General features: G+C 51.2%; 19 protein-coding genes, 5 tRNA genes and 2 pseudogenes. 9 read left to right on the forward strand and 17 right to left on the reverse strand.

All coding sequences use genetic code 11. The annotated features are described in order from the left end of the window. Positions 1-122 precede the first annotated feature (122 nt). Entirely contained in the window at positions 123-1,547 is a 1,425-nt protein-coding gene (miaB, locus tag BFF42_RS01800; protein WP_000162733.1) for a tRNA (N6-isopentenyl adenosine(37)-C2)-methylthiotransferase MiaB, read from the reverse strand. 145 nt (positions 1,548-1,692) lie between these two features. Here miaB and ubiF point away from each other — a divergent pair, with 145 nt between their 5' ends. Further along, the gene (gene ubiF, locus BFF42_RS01805) at positions 1,693-2,868 is read left to right on the forward strand and encodes a 3-demethoxyubiquinol 3-hydroxylase (protein WP_000184583.1); all 1,176 of its coding nucleotides are present in this window, start codon (positions 1,693-1,695) and stop codon (positions 2,866-2,868) included. A gap of 153 nt (positions 2,869-3,021) precedes the next feature. On the opposite strand, the gene BFF42_RS01810 is transcribed toward ubiF, so the two are convergent. The 10 genes from BFF42_RS01810 to nagB all read right to left on the reverse strand — a co-directional run bounded on the left by BFF42_RS01810 (position 3,022) and on the right by nagB (position 9,982). Then, positions 3,022-3,096 (reverse strand) — tRNA-Gln (locus tag BFF42_RS01810). 48 nt (positions 3,097-3,144) lie between these two features. Continuing rightward, positions 3,145-3,221: transfer RNA gene (locus BFF42_RS01815), tRNA-Met, on the reverse strand. Between the two features lie 15 nt (positions 3,222-3,236). Continuing rightward, a tRNA-Gln gene (locus tag BFF42_RS01820) sits at positions 3,237-3,311 on the reverse strand. Between the two features lie 23 nt (positions 3,312-3,334). Then, positions 3,335-3,419 (reverse strand) — tRNA-Leu (locus BFF42_RS01825). A gap of 8 nt (positions 3,420-3,427) precedes the next feature. Next, positions 3,428-3,504, reverse strand: a tRNA-Met gene (locus tag BFF42_RS01830). Positions 3,505-3,884: 380 nt separating this feature from the next. Continuing rightward, complete coding sequence (gene asnB / locus BFF42_RS01835; RefSeq protein WP_000337092.1) at positions 3,885-5,549, reverse strand: asparagine synthase B; 1,665 nt, start codon at positions 5,547-5,549, stop codon at positions 3,885-3,887. A 395-nt stretch (positions 5,550-5,944) separates the two neighbouring features. Continuing rightward, positions 5,945-6,697, reverse strand: coding sequence for a ribonucleotide monophosphatase NagD (gene nagD / locus BFF42_RS01840; protein WP_039059070.1), 753 nt, complete (start codon positions 6,695-6,697; stop codon positions 5,945-5,947). A 47-nt stretch (positions 6,698-6,744) separates the two neighbouring features. Next, on the reverse strand, positions 6,745-7,965 hold the full coding sequence (nagC, locus tag BFF42_RS01845; RefSeq protein ID WP_000187594.1) for a DNA-binding transcriptional regulator NagC: 1,221 nt from the start codon (positions 7,963-7,965) through the stop codon (positions 6,745-6,747). 8 nt (positions 7,966-7,973) lie between these two features. Then, complete coding sequence (gene nagA / locus BFF42_RS01850; RefSeq protein WP_000271168.1) at positions 7,974-9,122, reverse strand: N-acetylglucosamine-6-phosphate deacetylase; 1,149 nt, start codon at positions 9,120-9,122, stop codon at positions 7,974-7,976. Positions 9,123-9,181: 59 nt separating this feature from the next. Beyond that, entirely contained in the window at positions 9,182-9,982 is an 801-nt protein-coding gene (gene nagB, locus BFF42_RS01855) for a glucosamine-6-phosphate deaminase (RefSeq protein WP_001237072.1), read from the reverse strand. Between the two features lie 332 nt (positions 9,983-10,314). On the opposite strand from nagB, the gene nagE reads away from it, so the two are divergent. After that, a complete protein-coding gene (gene nagE, locus BFF42_RS01860) occupies positions 10,315-12,261 on the forward strand; it encodes a PTS N-acetyl glucosamine transporter subunit IIABC (RefSeq protein WP_001023109.1) in 1,947 nt (648 codons plus the stop codon). On the opposite strand, the gene BFF42_RS28085 is transcribed toward nagE, so the two are convergent. Further along, the gene (locus BFF42_RS28085; RefSeq protein ID WP_001297734.1) at positions 12,231-12,353 is read right to left on the reverse strand and encodes a hypothetical protein; all 123 of its coding nucleotides are present in this window, start codon (positions 12,351-12,353) and stop codon (positions 12,231-12,233) included. The genes nagE and BFF42_RS28085 overlap by 31 nt on opposite strands. Before the next feature lie 110 nt (positions 12,354-12,463). On the opposite strand from BFF42_RS28085, the gene glnS reads away from it, so the two are divergent. The 3 genes from glnS (at position 12,464) to BFF42_RS01875 (ending at position 16,354) form a co-directional block, all read left to right on the forward strand. Further along, positions 12,464-14,128 carry a glutamine--tRNA ligase gene (gene glnS, locus BFF42_RS01865; protein WP_001287154.1) on the forward strand — a complete coding sequence of 555 codons (1,665 nt, stop codon included), beginning with the start codon at positions 12,464-12,466 and terminating at the stop codon, positions 14,126-14,128. A 446-nt stretch (positions 14,129-14,574) separates the two neighbouring features. Further along, the gene (gene chiP, locus BFF42_RS01870) at positions 14,575-15,981 is read left to right on the forward strand and encodes a chitoporin ChiP (protein ID WP_001258854.1); all 1,407 of its coding nucleotides are present in this window, start codon (positions 14,575-14,577) and stop codon (positions 15,979-15,981) included. A gap of 46 nt (positions 15,982-16,027) precedes the next feature. After that, positions 16,028-16,354, forward strand: a complete 327-nt coding sequence (locus BFF42_RS01875; protein WP_000733572.1) for a ChiQ/YbfN family lipoprotein — start codon at positions 16,028-16,030, stop codon at positions 16,352-16,354. A gap of 84 nt (positions 16,355-16,438) precedes the next feature. On the opposite strand, the gene fur is transcribed toward BFF42_RS01875, so the two are convergent. The 5 genes from fur to ybfF all read right to left on the reverse strand — a co-directional run bounded on the left by fur (position 16,439) and on the right by ybfF (position 19,039). Beyond that, positions 16,439-16,885, reverse strand: coding sequence for a ferric iron uptake transcriptional regulator (fur, locus tag BFF42_RS01880; protein WP_000131702.1), 447 nt, complete (start codon positions 16,883-16,885; stop codon positions 16,439-16,441). Next, positions 16,878-16,964 (reverse strand): fur leader peptide, encoded by an 87-nt coding sequence (gene uof / locus BFF42_RS01885; protein WP_001406816.1) that lies wholly within the window; start codon positions 16,962-16,964, stop codon positions 16,878-16,880. Before uof ends, fur begins: the two co-directional genes overlap by 8 nt. A gap of 208 nt (positions 16,965-17,172) precedes the next feature. Beyond that, positions 17,173-17,703, reverse strand: a complete 531-nt coding sequence (gene fldA / locus BFF42_RS01890; RefSeq protein ID WP_001018618.1) for a flavodoxin FldA — start codon at positions 17,701-17,703, stop codon at positions 17,173-17,175. A 138-nt stretch (positions 17,704-17,841) separates the two neighbouring features. Continuing rightward, a complete protein-coding gene (gene ybfE, locus BFF42_RS01895) occupies positions 17,842-18,135 on the reverse strand; it encodes a LexA regulated protein (protein WP_001300829.1) in 294 nt (97 codons plus the stop codon). A gap of 139 nt (positions 18,136-18,274) precedes the next feature. Then, positions 18,275-19,039 (reverse strand): esterase, encoded by a 765-nt coding sequence (gene ybfF / locus BFF42_RS01900; RefSeq protein ID WP_000773287.1) that lies wholly within the window; start codon positions 19,037-19,039, stop codon positions 18,275-18,277. A 184-nt stretch (positions 19,040-19,223) separates the two neighbouring features. Between ybfF and seqA the strand changes: the two are divergent. The 4 genes and pseudogenes from seqA to BFF42_RS01915 form a co-directional block, all read left to right on the forward strand. Further along, a pseudogene (gene seqA, locus BFF42_RS01905) lies at positions 19,224-19,768 on the forward strand (replication initiation negative regulator SeqA). Positions 19,769-19,793: 25 nt separating this feature from the next. Beyond that, positions 19,794-21,434, forward strand: a complete 1,641-nt coding sequence (pgm, locus tag BFF42_RS01910) for a phosphoglucomutase (alpha-D-glucose-1,6-bisphosphate-dependent) (protein WP_001297249.1) — start codon at positions 19,794-19,796, stop codon at positions 21,432-21,434. Between the two features lie 214 nt (positions 21,435-21,648). Continuing rightward, a pseudogene (locus BFF42_RS27480) lies at positions 21,649-21,738 on the forward strand (hypothetical protein); the annotation flags it as partial. A 55-nt stretch (positions 21,739-21,793) separates the two neighbouring features. Next, on the forward strand, positions 21,794-21,859 hold a 66-nt coding region (locus BFF42_RS01915), incomplete at its 3' end, for an IS1 family transposase (protein ID WP_129927876.1).

Below are 21,859 nucleotides of genomic sequence, written 5' to 3' on the forward strand. Positions count from 1 at the left end.
GCTGAACATTCACCGGCCTATAAGGAAATTATTCACGCCACAGGAAAAAGGCGCAAGCATTGCGATAAAGATGGGGATAAAGAGAGAAAAAACAAGGCCCACCGGAACGGCGGGCCTGAGAATTACGGCTGATAATAACCCACGCCAAGGTCGTTTTCTTTGCGGGTACGGGCAATCACCGATTCCGGTGTTTCTGCCACGCGCAGGCCCATTTCATCTTCAGTACGCACCACTTTACCGCGCAGAGAGTTCGGGTAGACGTCGGTAATTTCTACATCGACGAATTTACCGATCATATCCGGTGTGCCCTCGAAGTTGACCACGCGGTTATTTTCGGTACGCCCGGAAAGCTCCATGATGCTCTTACGCGAAGTCCCTTCTACCAGAATACGCTGGGTGGTGCCGAGCATCCGGCGGCTCCATGCCATCGCTTGCTGATTGATACGTTCTTGCAGAATATACAGACGCTGCTTCTTCTCTTCTTCCGGAACATCATCAACCATATCGGCGGCTGGTGTACCCGGACGTGCAGAGAAGATAAAGCTGTAGCTCATGTCGAAATTGACGTCGGCAATCAGCTTCATCGTTTTCTCGAAGTCTTCGGTGGTTTCGCCAGGGAAGCCAACGATGAAATCAGAACTGATCTGAATATCTGGACGCGCCGCACGCAGTTTACGGATGATCGCTTTGTACTCCAGTGCCGTATGAGTACGGCCCATCAGGTTCAGAATGCGATCGGAACCGCTCTGTACCGGCAGATGCAGGAAGCTCACCAGCTCCGGCGTGTCGCGATACACTTCGATGATATCGTCGGTGAATTCGATCGGATGGCTGGTGGTAAAGCGAATACGATCGATCCCGTCGATCGCAGCAACCAGACGCAGCAGATCGGCAAACGATCCGGTGGAGCCGTCGTAGTTTTCACCACGCCAGGCGTTCACGTTCTGACCGAGCAGGTTGACTTCACGCACGCCCTGAGCCGCAAGCTGGGCAATCTCAAACAGAATATCGTCAGACGGACGGCTTACCTCTTCACCACGGGTGTAAGGCACCACGCAGTAGGTGCAATATTTATTGCAGCCTTCCATGATGGAGACAAACGCGGTCGGCCCTTCGGCGCGCGGTTCCGGTAGACGGTCAAACTTCTCGATTTCCGGGAAGCTGATATCTACAACCGGGCTGCGGTCGCCGCGCACGGAGTTGATCATCTCCGGCAGACGGTGCAGCGTTTGCGGCCCAAAAATAATATCGACATAGTGGGCGCGCTGGCGAATGTGCTCGCCTTCTTGCGATGCCACGCAGCCACCGACGCCGATAATCAGGTCTGGATTCTTCTCTTTTAACAGTTTCCAGCGACCCAACTGATGGAAGACTTTTTCCTGAGCCTTCTCGCGGATTGAGCAGGTGTTCAGCAGCAGCACATCCGCTTCTTCCGCCACGTCGGTCAGTTGATAGCCGTGGGTGGCATCCAGCAGATCGGCCATCTTCGATGAATCGTACTCGTTCATCTGACAGCCCCAGGTTTTAATATGGAGTTTTTTGGTCATCGACTTGCTCTTGCGAAATAGTAGCCAGGAATGCAGGGCGCATAGTGTAATGCTTTGCTGCCGTTGTGGCCAGTATGAGCGTTATCAGCCCTTGGGGGTAAAAATCCTGTAAACTTAAAGCATATTGCTAACAGGATGATTGACCATGACAAATCAACCAACGGAAATTGCCATTGTCGGCGGAGGAATGGTCGGCGGCGCGCTGGCGCTGGGGCTGGCACAGCACGGATTTTCGGTAACGGTGATCGAGCACGCAGAACCTGCACCGTTTGTCGCTGATAGCCAACCGGACGTGCGGATCTCGGCGATCAGCGCCGCATCGGTATCATTGCTTAAAGGGTTAGGGGTCTGGGATGCAGTACAGGCTATGCGTTGCCATCCTTACCGCAGACTGGAAACGTGGGAGTGGGAAACGGCGCATGTGGTGTTTGACGCCGCTGAACTTAAGCTACCGTTGCTTGGCTATATGGTGGAAAACACCGTCCTGCAACAGGCGCTGTGGCAGGCGCTGGAAGCGCATCCGAAAGTAACGTTACGTGTGCCAGGCTCGCTGATTGCATTACATCGAGATAATGATCTTCAGGAGCTGGAACTGAAGGGCGGTGAAACGATCCGCGCGAAACTGGTGATTGGTGCCGACGGCGCAAATTCTCAGGTGCGGCAGATGGCGGGAATTGGCGTTCATGCCTGGCAGTATGCGCAGTCGTGCATGTTGATTAGCGTACAGTGTGAGAACGATCCCGGCGACAGCACCTGGCAGCAATTTACCCCGGACGGACCGCGTGCGTTTCTGCCGTTGTTTGATAACTGGGCATCGCTGGTGTGGTATGACTCTCCGGCGCGTATTCGCCAGTTGCAGAATATGAATATGGCGCAACTCCAGGCGGAAATCGCGAAGCATTTCCCGTCGCGTCTGGGTTACGTTACACCGCTTGCCGCTGGTGCGTTTCCGCTGACGCGCCGACATGCGTTGCAGTATGTGCAGCCGGGGCTTGCGCTGGTGGGCGATGCCGCGCATACCATCCATCCGCTGGCGGGGCAGGGGGTGAATCTTGGTTATCGTGATGTCGATGCCCTGATTGATGTTCTGGTGAATGCCCGCAGTTACGGTGAAGCGTGGGCCAGTTATCCTGTCCTCAAGCGTTACCAGATGCGGCGCATGGCGGATAACTTCATTATGCAAAGTGGTATGGATCTGTTTTATGCCGGATTCAGTAATAATCTGCCGCCGCTGCGTTTTGTGCGTAATCTCGGGTTAATGGCGGCAGAGCGTGCTGGCGTGTTGAAACGTCAGGCGCTGAAATATGCGTTAGGGTTGTAGCCTTACAACATTGCCGGATGCGTGCCAACCGTAGGTCGGATAAGACGCGGCAGCGTCGCATCCGACATTGAAGGATAAGACGTGTCAACATCGCATTCGACATTGAATGAACGCAGAAAAGCAAAAAGCTCGCCGAAGCGAGCTTTTTTAATGTGGCTGGGGTACGAGGATTCGAACCTCGGAATGCCGGAATCAGAATCCGGTGCCTTACCGCTTGGCGATACCCCAACAAATTGGTTTTTGAATTTGCCGAACGTATTCGACACATTCAGAATTTGGTGGCTACGACGGGATTCGAACCTGTGACCCCATCATTATGAGTGATGTGCTCTAACCAACTGAGCTACGTAGCCAGATTGTTTCTTCGATGGCTGGGGTACCTGGATTCGAACCAGGGAATGCCGGTATCAAAAACCGGTGCCTTACCGCTTGGCGATACCCCATCCGTACAACGCTTTCTGGTGAATGGTGCGGGAGGCGAGACTTGAACTCGCACACCTTGCGGCGCCAGAACCTAAATCTGGTGCGTCTACCAATTTCGCCACTCCCGCAAAAAAGATGGTGGCTACGACGGGATTCGAACCTGTGACCCCATCATTATGAGTGATGTGCTCTAACCAACTGAGCTACGTAGCCATCTTTTTTTTCGCGATACCTTATCGGCGTTGCGGGGCGCATTATGCGTATAGAGCCTTGCAGCGTCAACCTCTTTTTCAAGGAAAATTGCTCGAAAGTGACTGTTTGGTTAGGTTGCGAACAGCGTGGCGCTATATTCGTCAATTATTGTTTACTTTGTGTTTTTTCCCCACCCTACAGCCATTCTTTTGTCGTACAGGATGAAATTCGGAATTCAACAATAGTGGTGGGAAATTAATCTATGAAATACTGGCCTACAGTGATGAGTTGTCAAACAGTGATGTGGCAAACCCGGAACATTTCCTTACTGCATATCAGAATCAACAAGCACCTCAATAACTGAAACAGCCCCGGATTTCACCGGGGCTGTTTCGCATTTCTTACTTATATGCCGACTGGTGAACACCAACCGCACGACCAGATGGATCGTCCATTTTCTTGAACGCTTCATCCCATTCGATCGCTTTAGCGGAAGAACACGCGACGGAAGGACCGCCAGGCACGCACTCAGCGGCGCTCGGAAGCGGGAACAGTTCTTCAAAGATCTCCCGGTACAGATACGCTTCTTTTGAGGTTGGCGTGTTGTACGGGAAGCGGAAGCGGGCAGTTTCCAGTTGCTGATTAGAAACCTGCTGCGCCGCCACTTCTTTCAGGGTGTCGATCCAACTGTAACCGACGCCATCGGAGAACTGCTCTTTCTGCCGCCAGGCCACGCTTGCGGGCAGGTATGACTCAAAACATTCACGCAGGATGTGTTTTTCCATTTTGCCGTTACCGCACATTTTATCCTGCGGGTTAATGCGCATCGCCACATCAAGGAATTTTTTGTCGAGGAACGGAACGCGTGCTTCCACGCCCCAGGCTGACATCGCTTTGTTGGCGCGCGCGCAGTCATACATATGCAGGGCCAGCAGTTTACGCACCGTCTCTTCATGCAGTTCTTTAGCGTTGGGCGCTTTATGGAAGTAAAGATAACCGCCAAACACTTCATCAGAACCTTCACCGGACAGCACCATTTTAATGCCCATCGCCTTGATCTTACGCGACATTAAATACATCGGTGTTGAAGCGCGAATAGTGGTCACATCATAAGTTTCGATGTGGTAAATCACGTCGCGGATGGCATCCAGACCTTCCTGTACAGTGAAGTGAATTTCGTGATGCACCGTGCCCAGATGGTTTGCCACTTCCTGGGCTGCTTTAAGATCCGGTGAACCCGGCAGACCTACAGCAAAGGAGTGTAACTGCGGCCACCAGGCTTCAGAGCGTTCCTGATCTTCCACGCGACGGGCTGCGTATTTCTTGGTGATAGCGGAAATAATTGAGGAATCCAGACCACCAGAAAGCAGCACACCGTAAGGCACATCAGACATCAGATGGCTTTTAACGGAATCTTCCAGAGCCTGACGCAGCTCGTTTTTGTCGGTCACGTTATCTTTCACTGCATCAAAGTCGAACCAGTCGCGATGATAATAAGAACGGATTTCGCCGTCCTGGCTCCACAAATAGCTCCCCGCCGGGAACTCTTTAATCGTGCGGCAAACTGGCACCAGCGATTTCATTTCTGAGGTCACATACAGCTGACCGTGTTCGTCATAGCCCATATACAGTGGGATGATCCCCAGATGGTCGCGACCAATCAGGTAGGCATCTTTTTCGCTGTCGTACAGGGCAAAGGCAAACATGCCCTGCAAGTCGTCGAGAAATTCCGGCCCTTTTTCCTGATACAGCGCGAGGATCACTTCACAGTCAGACCCTGTCTGGAACTGATAACGATCGCCATATTCAGCGCGCAATGCCTGGTGGTTGTAGATTTCACCGTTTACCGCCAGTACGTGGGTTTTTTGTTGGTTGTAGAGAGGTTGCGCCCCCGCGTTAACGTCAACAATTGACAGACGTTCGTGAGCGAGAATGGCGTTATCGCTGGCATAAATACCGGACCAGTCCGGGCCACGATGACGCATCAGGCGTGACAGCTCGAGTGCTTTCTTACGCAGCTCAACTGCGTCTGTTTTGATATCGAATACGCCAAAAATTGAACACATAACCTTCTCCGTTAACCTGGTATTTGTTGCTTGTTGTGTTTGCTTGTTTAAAAAAATGCCGCAAAGCAGCACTGTGCGCAAGCGATTTGGCGGTGAAAAAATAAAAAACGTAATGGTGATTGTCGATTGGTGAAAAAAGGTCTGGTGTGAGGATATATTTATTGATGAATCGATAATTTTTAGCGGGTTTTATTGAATGTTTATATTTTACGGGGGCCAAATTGCTGACAAAGTGCAATTTGTTCATGCCGGATGCGGCGTGAACGCCTTATCCGGCCTACAAAAGCATGAAAATTCAATATATTGCAGGAGCTGCGTAGGCCTGATAAGCGTAGCGCATCAGGCAGTTTGGCGTTTGTCATCAGAGCCAACCACGTCCGCGGAGTGGTTGCTATTCAGATAACGTCGATTTTAGCGACCGACGGGTAAATCCAGCTTGGGCGGAACGGCATACTGTCGATATCGTCGAGCGATGAAACACCAGAAAGCACCAGAATCGTTTCCAGACCTGCCTGGAAGCCCGCCAGAATATCGGTACGCAGGTTATCGCCGACAATCACCGTTTCTTCCGAATGCGCCTGCATTTTGTTTAATGCCGCGCGGATGATCCACGGACTCGGTTTACCAACATAGAACGGTTTACGCCCGGAGATTTTTTCGATGCCTGCACACAACGCGCCACACGCGGGATAAAAACCGCGCCCGTGGGTGTCCGGATTGGTGGCGATAAAACGTGCACCGTTAGCGACGAAATAGGCTGCTTTATGCATCATGTCCCAGTTGTAGGAACGCGTTTCGCCAACAATCACGAAATCAGGGTTCACATCGGTAATAGTGAAACCGGCTTTGTACAGTTCATGAATCAGTGCGCCTTCGCCCACCACATACGCTTTCTTGCCTTCCTGGCGACGCAGGAAATCGGCAGTCGCCATCGCAGAGGTATAAAACACGCTGTCAGGTACATCGACACCTGCGGTGGCAAAGCGGTTCGCCAGATCTTGCCCAGTCTGCGAAGGATAGTTGGTCAGCAACACCAGCGGCAGGCCTTTATCCATAATCCCGTGCAAAAATTCCGCTGCACCCGGTACGGCGACGTTATCGTGCATCAGCACGCCGTCGATATCGCAAATTACATTTTTAATGGTCATGGACTACCCAGAATATTGACAACAATAAGCGCCACTATAAAAGCACATTAATTTTCCAGCAAATGCTGGAGCAAAATACCGTTGAGCATGGCGCGTTTTACCAGCGCAAAAGCGCCGATTGCCGAGCGGTGATCCAGCTCAGAACGTACCACCGGCAGATTAGTGCGAAACGCCTTCAGCGCCTGGGTATTAATGCAGCTTTCAATAGCAGGGAGCAGCACTTTATCGGCTTCGGTGATTTCACCGGCAATAACAATTTTTTGCGGATTAAATAAGTTGATAGCAATGGCGATGGTTTTACCCAGATGACGACCGACATACTCAATTACTTCCGACGCCAGACTATCGCCTTTGTTCGCGGCTTTGCAGATAGTTTTGATGGTGCAGTCGTCCAGCGGCACGCGGCTCTGGTAGCCCTGCTTTAACAGATTCAACACCCGTTGTTCAATGGCAGCGTTGGCGGCGATAGTTTCCAGGCAGCCAAAGTTGCCGCAGTGGCAGCGTTCACCCAGCGGTTCGACCTGAATATGGCCAATTTCACCGACGTTACCGTTGCGGCCAATAAAAATGCGCCCGTTAGAGATAATCCCGGCCCCGGTTCCGCGATGGACACGCACCAGAATGGAGTCTTCGCAATCCTGACTTGCACCGAAGTAGTGCTCCGCCAGCGCCAGACTACGGATATCGTGACCAACGAAACAGGTCACTTTAAAACGTTCTTCCAGAGCTTCTACCAGCCCCCAGTTTTCTACCTGAATATGCGGCATGTAATGAATTTTGCCGCTGTCCGGGTCAACAAGCCCTGGCAGGATCACCGAAATCGCGATCAGCTCGCGCAGTTTGCGCTGGTAGCTATCAATAAACTGAGCAATGGCATTCAACAGGGCATGTTCCAGCGTTTGCTGGGTACGTTCCGGCAGCGGGTAATGTTCTTCTGCCAGCACTTTGCTGCTGAGATCAAACAGGGTGATGGTGGCGTCGTGACGACCAAGCCGTACGCCGATTGCGTGGAAATTGCGGGTTTCGGTGACGATGGAGATAGCGCGGCGGCCCCCGGTGGAGGCCTGCTGATCAACTTCTTTGATCAGCCCGCGTTCGATAAGCTGACGCGTAATTTTGGTTACGCTGGCGGGGGCAAGCTGGCTTTGCTCGGCAATCTGAATCCGCGAGATTGGCCCGTACTGGTCAATCAGGCGATAAACCGCCGCGCTGTTAAGCTGTTTTACGAGATCAACATTACCTATCTGAGCTTGTCCGCCTGGTGTCATACTTTCTCTTATTGAGTTACGACCTCGTTACCGTTAACGATGGTCTTGGTGATTTTAAAATCAGGTGTGAATGCGGTCAGGTTGGCTACTTTACCTGCGGCGAGTGTGCCGAGACGTTTCTCAACGCCAATCGCACGCGCCGGATAGAGCGTCGCCATACGCAGCACTTCATCCAGTGCGATACCGCAATGTTCGACCAGATTACGCACGCCTTCAATCATGGTTAAGGATGAACCGCTTAACGTACCGTTCTCATCCACACAAAGTCCGTTACGGTAGTATATTGTTTTACCCGCAAAAATGAACTGTTCAATGTTGGCACCTGCTGGCGCGGTGGCGTCGGTAACCAGACACAGTTTGTCGCCTTTAAGGCGTTTAGCGTTACGAATGTTGGCGTAATCAACATGCAGGCCATCAGCGATAATACCGCAATAAATGTCAGCTTCGTCGAGGATCGCGCCCGCCAGGCCCGGTTCACGACCGGTAATATACGGCATCGCGTTGTACAGATGGGTGGCAAAGGTAATCCCCGCGCGGAAACCGGCTTTCGCTTCTTTCAACGTCGCGTTGGAGTGACCGGCAGAAACCACAATCCCGGCATTTGCCAGTTTGCTGATGACTTCCGCAGGAACCATTTCCGGTGCCAGGGTCACTTTGGTAATGACGTCGGCGTTTTCACACAGGAAATCGACCAGCGCGGCATCAGGCTTACGCACAAAATTCGGATTATGGGTGCCTTTTTTTACCAGATTCAGCCACGGACCTTCCAGATGCAGACCTAACGCCTGATTCGGATGTCTTGCCAGGTACTCGCGCATAACGCGCACGCCCTGTTTCATCAGCTCATCGCTGGTGGTGATAAGCGTCGGCAGATAGTTAGTACAGCCTGATTTCTCATTGGCTTTCTGCATGATTTCCAGCGTTTCCACGCTGACCGCTTCAGCGGTGTCGTTAAACTGTACGCCGCCGCAGCCGTTTAACTGCACATCGATAAAACCGGGGGAGAGAATGGCCCCGTTCAGTGAACGTTGTTCGATCTCTGGCGGCAGTTCCGCTACCGGACAGACGCTTTTAATCAGGCCATCAGCGATAACAACCGCGTGGTCATCAAGAAATTCGTGGCCGGTAAAGATCCGGCCCTGGGTTAATGCATACATTCTGACCCCCGATTTTAAAAAATATTGCCCTGAGCAAGGAGCCAGGGCAGGGATAACAATTACAGACCTTTGATATTTTCTGCTTCTAATTCATTGAAATATCTTAAAGTCTTAACTTTCAGCTCCATGGTGGAAGGTTCATCGCACACCATGATCGCTTTTGGATGCAGTTGCAGACAGCTGATGGTCCACATGTGGTTCACGCAACCTTCAACTGCAGCCTGCAGTGCCAGTGCTTTCTGGCTACCCAGCACCAGAATCATCACTTCTTCGGCATCCAGCAATGTACCAACACCGACAGTCAGGGCATATTTTGGCACCTGATTGACATCGTTATCAAAGAAACGAGAGTTCGCGACGCGAGTGTCATGAGTCAGGGTTTTGATACGAGTACGAGAAGCCAGAGAAGACGCCGGTTCGTTAAATGCAATATGGCCGTCGTTACCTACACCGCCCATAAACAGATGAATTTTTCCGTAAGAACGGATTTTTTCTTCATACTGGCGGCATTCGGCGTCGATATCCGGGGCGTTGCCGTTGAGAAGGTTGATGTTTTCTGCTGGAATATCAACGTGATCGAAGAAATTACGGTGCATAAAGCTGTAGTAGCTTTCCGGATGCTCTTTCGGCAGACCGACATATTCGTCCATGTTGAAGGTGACAACGTGCTTAAAGCTGACCTGGCCTGCTTTATGCATTTCGACTAACGCTTTATAGGTGGTCATCGGCGTGCCGCCAGTTGGCAGGCCCAGAACAAACGGACGATCGGCAGTCGGTTTGAACGCATTGATACGATTGACGATATGGCGAGCAGCCCATTTGCCGACCTGTTCAGCGGTAGTCAGGGGGATCAGTCTCATTATTCACCTCAATAAGTAAAATGTAAGCCGTTGGCGGATTAGGCATCTTTAAGCGTAACCTGGATTTGCGCAGACAGGCGTCAATCGACCTGATTTTTTTGAATGATAAAATAAGTTTTCTGGTTTAGCCAGTAAAAGGGAGTGATGATAACGATATTTGGTGACAAAACTCACAAAAGACACGCGTTTAATTTGCGATACGAATTAAATTTTCACACACTCTGTAGCAGATGATCTAACAATCTGATTACAGAACATCGGCAGTACAATTTGCAGCAAAATAAAAATACGGCTTTAAACGAGCCAAATAGGGTTCTCGTAGGGGGAATAAGATGAATATTTTAGGTTTTTTCCAGCGACTCGGTAGGGCGTTACAGCTCCCTATCGCGGTGCTGCCGGTGGCGGCACTGTTGCTGCGATTCGGTCAGCCAGATTTACTTAACGTTGCGTTTATTGCCCAGGCGGGCGGTGCGATTTTTGATAACCTCGCATTAATCTTCGCCATCGGTGTGGCATCCAGCTGGTCGAAAGACAGCGCAGGTGCGGCGGCGCTGGCGGGTGCGGTAGGTTACTTTGTGTTAACCAAAGCGATGGTGACCATCAACCCAGAAATAAACATGGGTGTACTGGCGGGTATCATTACCGGTCTGGTTGGTGGCGCAGCCTATAACCGTTGGTCCGATATTAAACTGCCGGACTTCCTGAGCTTCTTCGGCGGCAAACGCTTTGTGCCGATTGCCACCGGCTTCTTCTGCCTGGTGCTGGCGGCCATTTTTGGTTACGTCTGGCCGCCGGTACAGCACGCTATCCATGCAGGAGGCGAGTGGATCGTTTCTGCGGGCGCGCTGGGTTCCGGTATCTTTGGTTTCATCAACCGTCTGCTGATCCCAACCGGTCTGCATCAGGTGCTGAACACCATCGCCTGGTTCCAGATTGGTGAATTCACCAACGCGGCGGGTACGGTTTTCCACGGTGATATCAACCGCTTCTATGCCGGTGACGGCACCGCGGGGATGTTCATGTCCGGCTTCTTCCCGATTATGATGTTCGGTCTGCCGGGTGCGGCGCTGGCGATGTACTTCGCAGCACCGAAAGAGCGTCGTCCGATGGTTGGCGGGATGCTGCTTTCTGTTGCTGTTACTGCGTTCCTGACCGGTGTGACTGAGCCGCTGGAATTCCTGTTCATGTTCCTTGCACCGCTGCTGTACCTCCTGCACGCACTGCTGACCGGTATCAGCCTGTTTGTGGCAACACTGCTGGGTATCCATGCTGGCTTCTCTTTCTCTGCGGGGGCTATCGACTACGCGTTGATGTATAATCTGCCGGCCGCCAGCCAGAACGTCTGGATGCTGCTGGTGATGGGTGTTGTCTTCTTCGCTATCTACTTCGTGGTGTTCAGTTTGGTTATCCGCATGTTCAACCTGAAAACGCCGGGTCGTGAAGATAAAGAAGACGAGATCGTTACTGAAGAAGCCAACAGCAACACTGAAGAAGGCCTCAATCAACTGGCGACCAACTATATTGCTGCGGTTGGTGGCACTGACAACCTGAAAGCAATTGACGCCTGTATCACCCGTCTGCGCCTGACCGTGGCTGACTCTGCCCGCGTCAACGATACGATGTGTAAACGTCTGGGTGCTTCTGGTGTAGTGAAACTGAACAAACAGACTATTCAGGTGATTGTTGGCGCGAAAGCAGAATCCATCGGCGATGCGATGAAGAAAGTCGTTGCCCGTGGTCCGGTAGCCGCTGCGTCAGCTGAAGCAACTCCGTCAACTGCCGCGCCTGTAGCAAAACCGCAGGCTGTACCAAACGCGGTATCTATCGCGGAGCTGGTATCGCCGATTACCGGTGATGTCGTGGCACTGGATCAGGTTCCTGACGAAGCATTCGCCAGCAAAGCGGTGGGTGACGGTGTGGCGGTGAAACCGACAGATAAAATCGTCGTATCACCAGCCGCAGGGACAATCGTGAAAATCTTCAACACCAACCACGCGTTCTGCCTGGAAACCGAAAAAGGCGCGGAGATCGTCGTCCATATGGGTATCGACACCGTAGCGCTGGAAGGTAAAGGCTTTAAACGTCTGGTGGAAGAGGGTGCGCAGGTAAGCGCAGGGCAACCGATTCTGGAAATGGATCTGGATTACCTGAACGCTAACGCCCGCTCGATGATTAGCCCGGTGGTTTGCAGCAATATCGACGATTTCAGTGGCTTGATCATTAAAGCTCAGGGCCATGTTGTGGCGGGTCAAACACCGCTGTATGAAATCAAAAAGTAATCTGCTTTATGCCTGATGCGACGCTTGAGCGTCGCATCCAACAATGACAAGCGGTGGAGATCTTCTCTGCCGCTTTTTTTTTCATCAATCATCCCCATAATCCTTGTTAGATTATCAATTTTAAAAAACTAACAGTTGTCAGCCTGTCCCGCTTATAAGATCATACGCCGTTATACGTTGTTTACGCTTTGAGGAATCCACGATGAGTGAGGCAGAAGCCCGCCCGACTAACTTTATCCGTCAGATCATCGATGAAGATCTGGCCAGTGGTAAGCACACCACAGTACACACCCGTTTCCCGCCGGAGCCGAATGGCTATCTGCATATTGGCCATGCGAAATCTATCTGCCTGAACTTCGGGATCGCCCAGGACTATAAAGGCCAGTGCAACCTGCGTTTCGACGACACTAACCCGGTAAAAGAAGATATCGAGTATGTTGAGTCGATCAAAAACGACGTAGAGTGGTTAGGTTTTCACTGGTCTGGTAACGTCCGTTACTCCTCCGATTATTTTGATCAGCTCCACGCCTATGCGATCGAACTGATCAATAAAGGCCTGGCGTACGTTGATGAACTGACGCCGGAACAGATCCGCGAATACCGCGGCACCCTGACGCAACCGGGTAAAAACAGCCCGTACCGCGACCGCAGCGTTGAAGAGAACCTGGCGCTGTTCGAAAAAATGCGTGCCGGTGGTTTTGAAGAAGGTAAAGCCTGCCTGCGTGCGAAAATCGACATGGCTTCACCGTTTATCGTGATGCGCGATCCGGTGCTGTACCGCATTAAATTTGCTGAACACCACCAGACTGGCAACAAGTGGTGCATCTACCCGATGTACGACTTCACCCACTGCATCAGCGATGCCCTGGAAGGTATTACGCACTCTCTGTGTACGCTTGAGTTCCAGGACAACCGTCGCCTGTACGACTGGGTGCTGGACAACATCACCATTCCTGTTCACCCGCGCCAGTACGAATTCTCGCGCCTGAATCTGGAATACACTGTGATGTCCAAGCGTAAGCTGAACCTGCTGGTGACCGACAAGCACGTTGAAGGCTGGGATGACCCGCGTATGCCGACCATTTCCGGTCTGCGTCGTCGTGGTTACACTGCTGCTTCTATTCGTGAGTTCTGCAAACGCATCGGCGTGACCAAGCAGGACAACACCATTGAGATGGCGTCGCTGGAATCCTGCATCCGTGAAGATCTCAACGAAAACGCCCCGCGCGCAATGGCGGTTATCGATCCGGTGAAACTGGTTATCGAAAACTATCAGGGCGAAGGCGAAATGGTTACCATGCCGAACCATCCGAACAAACCGGAAATGGGTAGCCGCCAGGTGCCGTTTAGCGGTGAGATTTGGATCGATCGCGCCGATTTCCGCGAAGAAGCTAACAAGCAGTACAAACGTCTGGTGCTGGGTAAAGAAGTGCGTCTGCGTAATGCTTACGTCATTAAGGCAGAACGCGTGGAGAAAGATGCCGAAGGCAATATCACCACCATCTTCTGTACTTATGACGCCGACACCTTAAGCAAAGATCCGGCAGATGGTCGTAAAGTCAAAGGTGTTATTCACTGGGTGAGCGCGGCACATGCGCTGCCGGTTGAAATCCGTCTGTACGACCGTCTGTTCAGCGTGCCTAACCCAGGTGCTGCGGATGATTTCCTGTCGGTGATTAACCCGGAATCGCTGGTGATCAAACAGGGCTTTGCTGAACCGTCGCTGAAAGATGCGGTTGCGGGTAAAGCATTCCAGTTTGAGCGTGAAGGTTACTTCTGCCTCGACAGCCGCCATTCCACAGCGGAAAAACCGGTATTTAACCGCACCGTTGGGCTGCGTGATACCTGGGCGAAAGTAGGCGAGTAATTTTAAGTTCTACCAGGCCGGGTGAGGCATTTACGTCGCATCCGGCAAGAAATAGCAAACAATCCCAAACGCCGTACTCTGCGGCGTTTTTTCTGCTTTTCTTCGCGAATTAATTCCGCTTCGCAATTTATCCATAAAATAAATTTAAAATCACAAACCATAATTAAATAAAATGTAACCGCTTTCATCTTGCTGGAAATTTACGCTTTTATTCTTCTGCAAGCCTTTCAACCGCAAACTTAAGCCTTGTAACAAAAATCATCAAAATATGTGCGGTTGCTCATGTTCTTACATTCTGGTTACAGAAAGAGATTGATAATTCGCGTCGCGAAAAATAGTCTATTCCTGTAGTCAGCGAGACTTTTCTCAATGCTACTTTTTTAATTTTTATTTTTTTCGCTGTTCACCTTTGGTGCAGCAATTTATACGTCAAAGAGGATTAACCCATGCGTACGTTTAGTGGCAAACGTAGTACGCTGGCGCTGGCTATCGCCGGTGTTACAGCAATGTCGGGCTTTATGGCAATGCCGGAGGCTCGCGCCGAAGGATTCATCGACGATTCAACCTTAACCGGCGGTATATATTACTGGCAGCGTGAACGCGACCGTAAAGATGTTACCGACGGCGACAAATACAAAACCAACCTTTCTCACTCCACCTGGAATGCCAACCTCGATTTTCAGTCCGGTTATGCTGCTGATATGTTCGGCCTTGATATTGCTGTGTTTACGGCGATTGAAATGGCGGAAAACGGCGACAGCTCCCACCCGAACGAAATCGCGTTTTCAAAAAGTAATAAAGCCTATGACGAAGACTGGTCCGGCGACAAAAGCGGTATAAGCCTGTATAAAGCTGCGGCCAAATTTAAATACGGTCCGGTTTGGGCGAGGGCAGGTTACATTCAGCCAACTGGTCAAACGCTGTTAGCGCCGCACTGGAGCTTTATGCCAGGTACTTATCAGGGGGCGGAAGCCGGGGCGAATTTTGATTACGGCGATGCTGGTGCGTTGAGTTTCTCCTACATGTGGACCAACGAATACAAAGCGCCGTGGCATCTGGAAATGGATGAGTTTTATCAGAACGATAAAACCACCAAAGTTGATTATCTGCACTCCCTTGGGGCGAAATACGACTTCAAAAATAACTTCGTACTGGAAGCGGCATTTGGTCAGGCGGAAGGGTATATCGATCAATATTTTGCCAAAGCCAGCTACAAATTTGATATCGCCGGTAGCCCGTTAACCACCAGCTACCAGTTCTATGGTACGCGCGATAAAGTTGACGATCGCAGCGTCAACGACCTTTATGACGGCACCGCCTGGCTGCAAGCGTTGACCTTTGGTTACCGGGCGGCTGACGTAGTGGATTTGCGCCTCGAAGGCACCTGGGTTAAGGCTGACGGTCAGCAGGGATACTTCCTGCAACGTATGACTCCAACCTACGCTTCCTCCAACGGCCGCCTGGATATCTGGTGGGATAACCGTTCCGACTTCAACGCTAACGGCGAAAAAGCGGTCTTCTTCGGTGCGATGTATGACCTGAAAAACTGGAATCTTCCAGGCTTCGCCATCGGCGCTTCCTACGTTTACGCATGGGATGCTAAACCTGCGACCTGGCAGAGCAATCCGGATGCGTACTACGACAAAAACCGGACTATTGAAGAGTCTGCATACAGCCTGGATGCGGTCTACACCATTCAGGACGGTCGCGCCAAAGGCACGATGTTCAAACTGCACTTCACCGAATACGACAACCACTCCGACATCCCAAGCTGGGGCGGTGGTTACGGCAACATCTTCCAGGATGAGCGTGACGTGAAATTTATGGTAATCGCACCATTCACCATCTTCTGATGCCCGACTGCAGGTTTGTGCCTGCCGCACGTTTGAGGAATTTGCTATGAAAAAACTGATTCTCATCGCCATAATGGCATCGGGGCTGGTAGCTTGTGCGCAATCAACCGCGCCACAGGAAGACAGTCGTCTGAAAGAGGCATACAGCGCCTGTATCAACACCGCACAAGGTTCGCCAGAAAAAATTGAAGCCTGCCAGAGCGTGTTAAACGTGCTGAAGAAAGAGAAACAACATCAGCATTTTGCCGACCAGGAAAGTGTCCGCGTACTGGATTATCAGCAGTGTCTGCGTGCAACGCAAACCGGAAATGATCAGGCGGTGAAAGCCGATTGTGATAAAGTTTGGCAGGAAATTCGCAGTAATAACAAATAAGTGAGAGCTGTAACTCTCGCTTTTCTTATTTCCCTTGCATAAAAAAGCCAACCCGCAGGTTGGCTTTTTCTCATTCAGGCTGGCTTATTTGCCTTCGTGCGCATGTTCATCTTCGCGGCAATCGCCTTCGGCACAGTGACCGTAAAGATAGAGACTGTGGTTAGTCAGGCGAATGCCATGTTTTGCGGCAATTTCACGCTGACGCGCTTCGATGGAATCATCACTAAATTCGATAACCTTGCCGCAGTCGAGGCAGATCAGGTGATCGTGGTGATGTTGCTGTGTCAGTTCAAATACGGATTTACCGCCTTCAAAATTGTGGCGGGTGACGATACCAGCGTCGTCAAACTGGTTCAGTACGCGATATACCGTAGCCAGACCAATTTCTTCACCCATATCGATCAGACGTTTGTATAAATCTTCCGCACTGACGTGATGGTTGTCCGGCTCCTGAAGAACTTCCAGGATTTTTAAACGAGGAAGCGTTACTTTCAGGCCAGCTTTCTTTAGGGCGGTATTGTTATCAGTCATGCGGAATCTGTCCTGTTACTAAGCGGTTCACTTCATTAGAAGAAGTGACAGAATTTGCTCTTGAGATAATGCGTATCATTATAGAATTGCCACGCCTAAATGAAAACCACAAGTCCCTGGCAAATATTGTTAATAAAAACGTGGCACAGCTTACATTTACAACGGCAAGGCCACTTGAACACCGGGACATTGTACAGGTACAACAGCAAAGTTACAAATTTGTAGCAATTATTTTGATTGGCATTATCTATTAATACGGCGTAGACATGAGTCTACGCCGCATCACATCAGGCATTGAGAATTTCGTCGAGATGCAACTCTTCAGAAATCTGTTTAACCCATTTTTCTACACGTTCAGCGGTCAGTTCCGGCTGACGGTCTTCGTCGATAGCCAGACCGACAAAGTGGTCGTCATCAGCCAGACCTTTTGATGCTTCGAAATGATAGCCCGCAGTTGGCCAGTGACCAACGATCGTTGCACCGCGCGGTTCAATGATGTCGCGGATGGTGCCCAATGCGTCGCAGAAATATTCGGCGTAATCTTCCTGGTCACCACAACCAAACAGCGCAACCAGTTTGCCGTTGAAATCAATCTCTTCGAGAGTCGGGAAGAAGTCATCCCAGTCACACTGCGCTTCGCCATAATACCAGGTTGGGATGCCCAGCAGCAGAATGTCATAAGCTTCCAGATCTTCTTTGCTGCTTTTTGCAATGTCATGGACATCGGCAACGTCTTTACCAAGCTGTTTTTGAATCATTTTTGCGATATTTTCGGTATTACCGGTGTCGCTGCCGAAAAAGATGCCAGTGATAGCCATGAGTGAAATAACCTCTTGAAACTTATTGAAATGGGGGGGGGAATTGCCCACGGATAAAGGCAATCATAGCAGAACAGGCAGTCTTGCGGAATCAGCAAACGAGCAGGACTGCACACTGTGCTACATGAAAGTGGAAATTTAAACGATGCCCTGACTACGCAGCGCCGCCAGTTGCTGCATTAACATCTCTTCGATCAGTTCGCTACGGCTCATATTGCGCGACTCCGCCAGCTCGTTCAGCGCCTCGACAGCTTCCGCGTTCAGCTTCAGTTCGACACGCTTAAGGCCACGTACTTTGTCGCGTTTTAGCTGGTTGCGTTTATTAATACGCAGCTGTTCATCGCGCGAAAGCGGATTAGTTTTCGGTCGTCCCGGTCGACGCTCGTGCGCGAACAGATCTAATGTCGTACGGTCCGTTTGTTCTTTGGCCATGATCTTGGTGACTTCGGGGGAAACAATCAGCCAGGCCTCTGCCCGGATGGATAGCGCGCCATAATACATCAGCGCGATGAGTCACGCCAACGCCCACGCGCGGAAAGCGACGCGGACGCTGGGTTTTTAATCAGTTGCGTTAATCATTGAGATAGCGACGGATAGCGCGTAATACCGCATCCGGTTTTTCAGCATGGACCCAGTGACCCGCGCCTGCAATCACATGCGCCCGTGCCTGTGGAAATTGTGCCAGTAAATCATCACGGTACTGCTCGCTAACATACGGAGAATTGCCGCTAGGGATAAACAGGGCAGGGTGATCCCATGCCGGGATTTTCTCCCAACCCACAATATGCGGATACTGATCCCACAATACCGGCACGTTAAAGCGCCACTCCCCGTCAACAAAAGATTTCAACAGAAACTGAATCACCCCTTCTTCATTAAGATGCTGGCGCATTATTGCTGCTGCTTGCTGGCGAGTTTGTGCGTCCGATTCACTGACCGCGTTGATAGCCGCGAAAATCTCATCATGACGGCGTACGTGATAGTCGACCGGTGCGATATCGATCGCCACCAGTTTATCGATGCGATCGCGGGCCAGTGCCGTAAGTGCCATTACCGCTTTACCGCCCATGGAGTGACCGATAAATGTTGCTTTGTCGATCTGCTGTGCATCCAGAGTATCAACAAGATCCTGCGCCATCGCCGGGTAATTCATTACCGGATCTCTCGGTGAAAGACCGTGGTTACGCATATCAACCTGGATGATATTGTGATCGTTTACCAGATCGCGAGCCAGTACGCCAAGGTTGTCGAGGCTACCAAACAGACCATGGACAAGAACGATGGGAGAATTATTGTGCTGGTTTTGTGCAGTTTGCGCGCGGATATTCAATTTCATGGCAAAGTTCTTTTTTTCGCGTTGTCGTGTTAGGGTATTATGTTGACCATTGTGCCACAGGGCTGCAACAAATAAGGTTTATTCCGAGTTTTTCTGCAAGCCAGGCTTGACGCTATCCGCTGCCGGGATTTATTCATATACTCTTGGCGACTTGTATTCAGCTAAGACACTGCACTGGATTAAGATGAAAACGATTGAAGTTGATGATGAACTCTACAGCTATATTGCCAGCCACACTAAGCATATCGGCGAGAGCGCATCCGACATTTTACGGCGTATGTTGAAATTTTCCGCCGCATCACAGCCTGCTGCTCCGGTGACGAAAGAGGTTCGCGTGCGTCACCTGCTATCGTCGAAGCGAAGCCGGTCAAAACGATTAAAGACAAGGTTCGCGCAATGCGTGAACTTCTGCTTTCTGACGAATACGCAGAGCAAAAGCGAGCGGTCAATCGCTTTATGCTGCTGTTGTCTACACTATATTCTCTTGACGCCCAGGCGTTTGCCGAAGCAACGGAATCGTTGCACGGTCGTACACGCGTTTACTTTGCGGCAGATGAACAAACGCTGCTGAAAAATGGTAATCAGACCAAGCCGAAACATGTGCCAGGCACGCCGTATTGGGTGATCACCAACACCAACACCGGCCGTAAATGCAGCATGATCGAACACATCATGCAGTCGATGCAATTCCCGGCGGAATTGATTGAGAAGGTTTGCGGAACTATCTAAAACGTTGCAGACAAAGGACAAAGCAATGGCAATCCACAATCGTGCAGGCCAACCTGCACAACAGAGTGATTTGATTAACGTCGCCCAACTGACGGCGCAATATTATGTACTGAAACCAGAAGCAGGGAATGCGGAGCACGCGGTGAAATTCGGTACTTCCGGTCACCGTGGCAGTGCAGCGCGCCACAGCTTTAACGAGCCGCACATTCTGGCGATCGCTCAGGCAATTGCTGAAGAACGTGCGAAAAACGGCATCACTGGCCCTTGCTATGTGGGTAAAGATACTCACGCCCTGTCCGAGCCTGCGTTCATTTCCGTACTGGAAGTGCTGGCAGCGAACGGCGTTGATGTCATTGTGCAGGAAAACAATGGCTTCACTCCAACGCCTGCCGTTTCCAATGCCATCCTGGTTCACAATAAAAAAGGTGGTCCGCTGGCAGACGGTATCGTGATTACACCGTCCCATAACCCGCCGGAAGATGGTGGTATCAAGTACAATCCGCCAAATGGTGGCCCGGCTGATACCAACGTCACCAAAGTGGTGGAAGACAGGGCCAACGCACTGCTGGCCGATGGCCTGAAAGGCGTGAAGCGTATCTCCCTCGACGAAGCGATGGCATCCGGTCATGTGAAAGAGCAGGATCTGGTGCAGCCGTTTGTGGAAGGTCTGGCCGATATCGTTGATATGGCGGCGATTCAGAAAGCGGGCCTGACGCTGGGCGTTGATCCGCTGGGCGGTTCCGGTATCGAATACTGGAAGCGTATTGGCGAGTATTACAACCTCAACCTGACCATCGTTAACGATCAGGTCGATCAAACCTTCCGCTTTATGCACCTTGATAAAGACGGCGCGATCCGTATGGACTGCTCCTCCGAGTGTGCGATGGCGGGCCTGCTGGCACTGCGTGATAAGTTCGATCTGGCGTTTGCTAACGACCCGGATTATGACCGTCACGGTATCGTCACTCCGGCAGGTTTGATGAATCCGAACCACTACCTGGCGGTGGCGATCAACTACCTGTTCCAGCATCGTCCGCAGTGGGGCAAAGATGTTGCTGTCGGTAAAACGCTGGTTTCTTCTGCGATGATCGACCGTGTGGTCAATGACTTGGGCCGCAAGCTGGTAGAAGTCCCGGTAGGTTTCAAATGGTTTGTTGATGGTCTGTTCGACGGCAGCTTCGGCTTTGGCGGCGAAGAGAGCGCAGGGGCTTCCTTCCTGCGTTTCGACGGCACGCCGTGGTCCACCGACAAAGACGGCATCATCATGTGTCTGCTGGCGGCGGAAATCACCGCTGTCACCGGTAAGAACCCGCAGGAACACTACAACGAACTGGCAAAACGCTTTGGTGCGCCGAGCTACAACCGTTTGCAGGCAGCTGCGACTTCCGCACAAAAAGCGGCGCTGTCTAAGCTGTCTCCGGAAATGGTGAGCGCCAGCACCCTGGCAGGCGACCCGATCACCGCGCGCCTGACGGCGGCACCGGGCAATGGTGCTTCTATCGGCGGTCTGAAAGTGATGACTGACAACGGCTGGTTCGCCGCGCGTCCGTCAGGCACGGAAGACGCATATAAGATCTACTGCGAAAGCTTCCTCGGTGAAGAACATCGCAAGCAGATTGAGAAAGAAGCGGTTGAGATTGTTAGCGAAGTTCTGAAAAACGCGTAAACACATTAAATAAGAAAAAGGGCGGTCGGAAGATCGCCCTTTTTTACGTATGACAAACACAGAATTGCCTGATGCGCTACGCTTATCAGGCCTACGAGGATGGTGCAATATATTGAATTTACGAGATTTTGTAGGCCGGATAAGGCGTTCACGCCGCATCCGGCAAAAACAACGAACACTTTGTCAACAAACTGAGTAGCTCAAGGAAATCCCAATGAAGACCAACAGGAGTCTGGTCGTCATAGTGTCACTAATTACCGCCACATTACTGCTGACTGCATGCGCCCAACCTGAACAATCATCAGGTAATGCTGCCAACTTACTGATTTAGTGTATGATGGTGATTTTAAGGTGCTTGCGTGGCTTCCATTTCCATCAGATGTCCTTCCTGCTCCGCTACTGAAGGCGTGGTGCGTAACGGCAAA

It is taken from the genome of Shigella sp. FC1661 (assembly GCF_001712525.1).
Taxonomy (GTDB): Bacteria; Pseudomonadota; Gammaproteobacteria; order Enterobacterales; family Enterobacteriaceae; genus Escherichia; species Escherichia coli.

What these genes read in the sequence shown, in the direction of transcription:
- nagC (WP_000187594.1), bottom strand. Translation starts at nt 7,965, where the DNA reads ATGACACCAGGCGGACAAGCTCAGATAGGTAATGTTGATCTCGTAAAA.
- pgm (WP_001297249.1), top strand. Translation starts at nt 19,794, where the DNA reads ATGGCAATCCACAATCGTGCAGGCCAACCTGCACAACAGAGTGATTTG.
- fldA (WP_001018618.1), bottom strand. Translation starts at nt 17,703, where the DNA reads ATGGCTATCACTGGCATCTTTTTCGGCAGCGACACCGGTAATACCGAA.
- uof (WP_001406816.1), bottom strand. Translation starts at nt 16,964, where the DNA reads ATGATACGCATTATCTCAAGAGCAAATTCTGTCACTTCTTCTAATGAA.
- BFF42_RS01875 (WP_000733572.1), top strand. Translation starts at nt 16,028, where the DNA reads ATGAAAAAACTGATTCTCATCGCCATAATGGCATCGGGGCTGGTAGCT.
- ybfF (WP_000773287.1), bottom strand. Translation starts at nt 19,039, where the DNA reads ATGAAATTGAATATCCGCGCGCAAACTGCACAAAACCAGCACAATAAT.
- asnB (WP_000337092.1), bottom strand. Translation starts at nt 5,549, where the DNA reads ATGTGTTCAATTTTTGGCGTATTCGATATCAAAACAGACGCAGTTGAG.
- miaB (WP_000162733.1), bottom strand. Translation starts at nt 1,547, where the DNA reads ATGACCAAAAAACTCCATATTAAAACCTGGGGCTGTCAGATGAACGAG.
- nagB (WP_001237072.1), bottom strand. Translation starts at nt 9,982, where the DNA reads ATGAGACTGATCCCCCTGACTACCGCTGAACAGGTCGGCAAATGGGCT.
- nagA (WP_000271168.1), bottom strand. Translation starts at nt 9,122, where the DNA reads ATGTATGCATTAACCCAGGGCCGGATCTTTACCGGCCACGAATTTCTT.
- ybfE (WP_001300829.1), bottom strand. Translation starts at nt 18,135, where the DNA reads ATGGCCAAAGAACAAACGGACCGTACGACATTAGATCTGTTCGCGCAC.
- fur (WP_000131702.1), bottom strand. Translation starts at nt 16,885, where the DNA reads ATGACTGATAACAATACCGCCCTAAAGAAAGCTGGCCTGAAAGTAACG.
- glnS (WP_001287154.1), top strand. Translation starts at nt 12,464, where the DNA reads ATGAGTGAGGCAGAAGCCCGCCCGACTAACTTTATCCGTCAGATCATC.
- chiP (WP_001258854.1), top strand. Translation starts at nt 14,575, where the DNA reads ATGCGTACGTTTAGTGGCAAACGTAGTACGCTGGCGCTGGCTATCGCC.
- BFF42_RS28085 (WP_001297734.1), bottom strand. Translation starts at nt 12,353, where the DNA reads ATGATTGATGAAAAAAAAAGCGGCAGAGAAGATCTCCACCGCTTGTCA.
- nagE (WP_001023109.1), top strand. Translation starts at nt 10,315, where the DNA reads ATGAATATTTTAGGTTTTTTCCAGCGACTCGGTAGGGCGTTACAGCTC.
- nagD (WP_039059070.1), bottom strand. Translation starts at nt 6,697, where the DNA reads ATGACCATTAAAAATGTAATTTGCGATATCGACGGCGTGCTGATGCAC.
- ubiF (WP_000184583.1), top strand. Translation starts at nt 1,693, where the DNA reads ATGACAAATCAACCAACGGAAATTGCCATTGTCGGCGGAGGAATGGTC.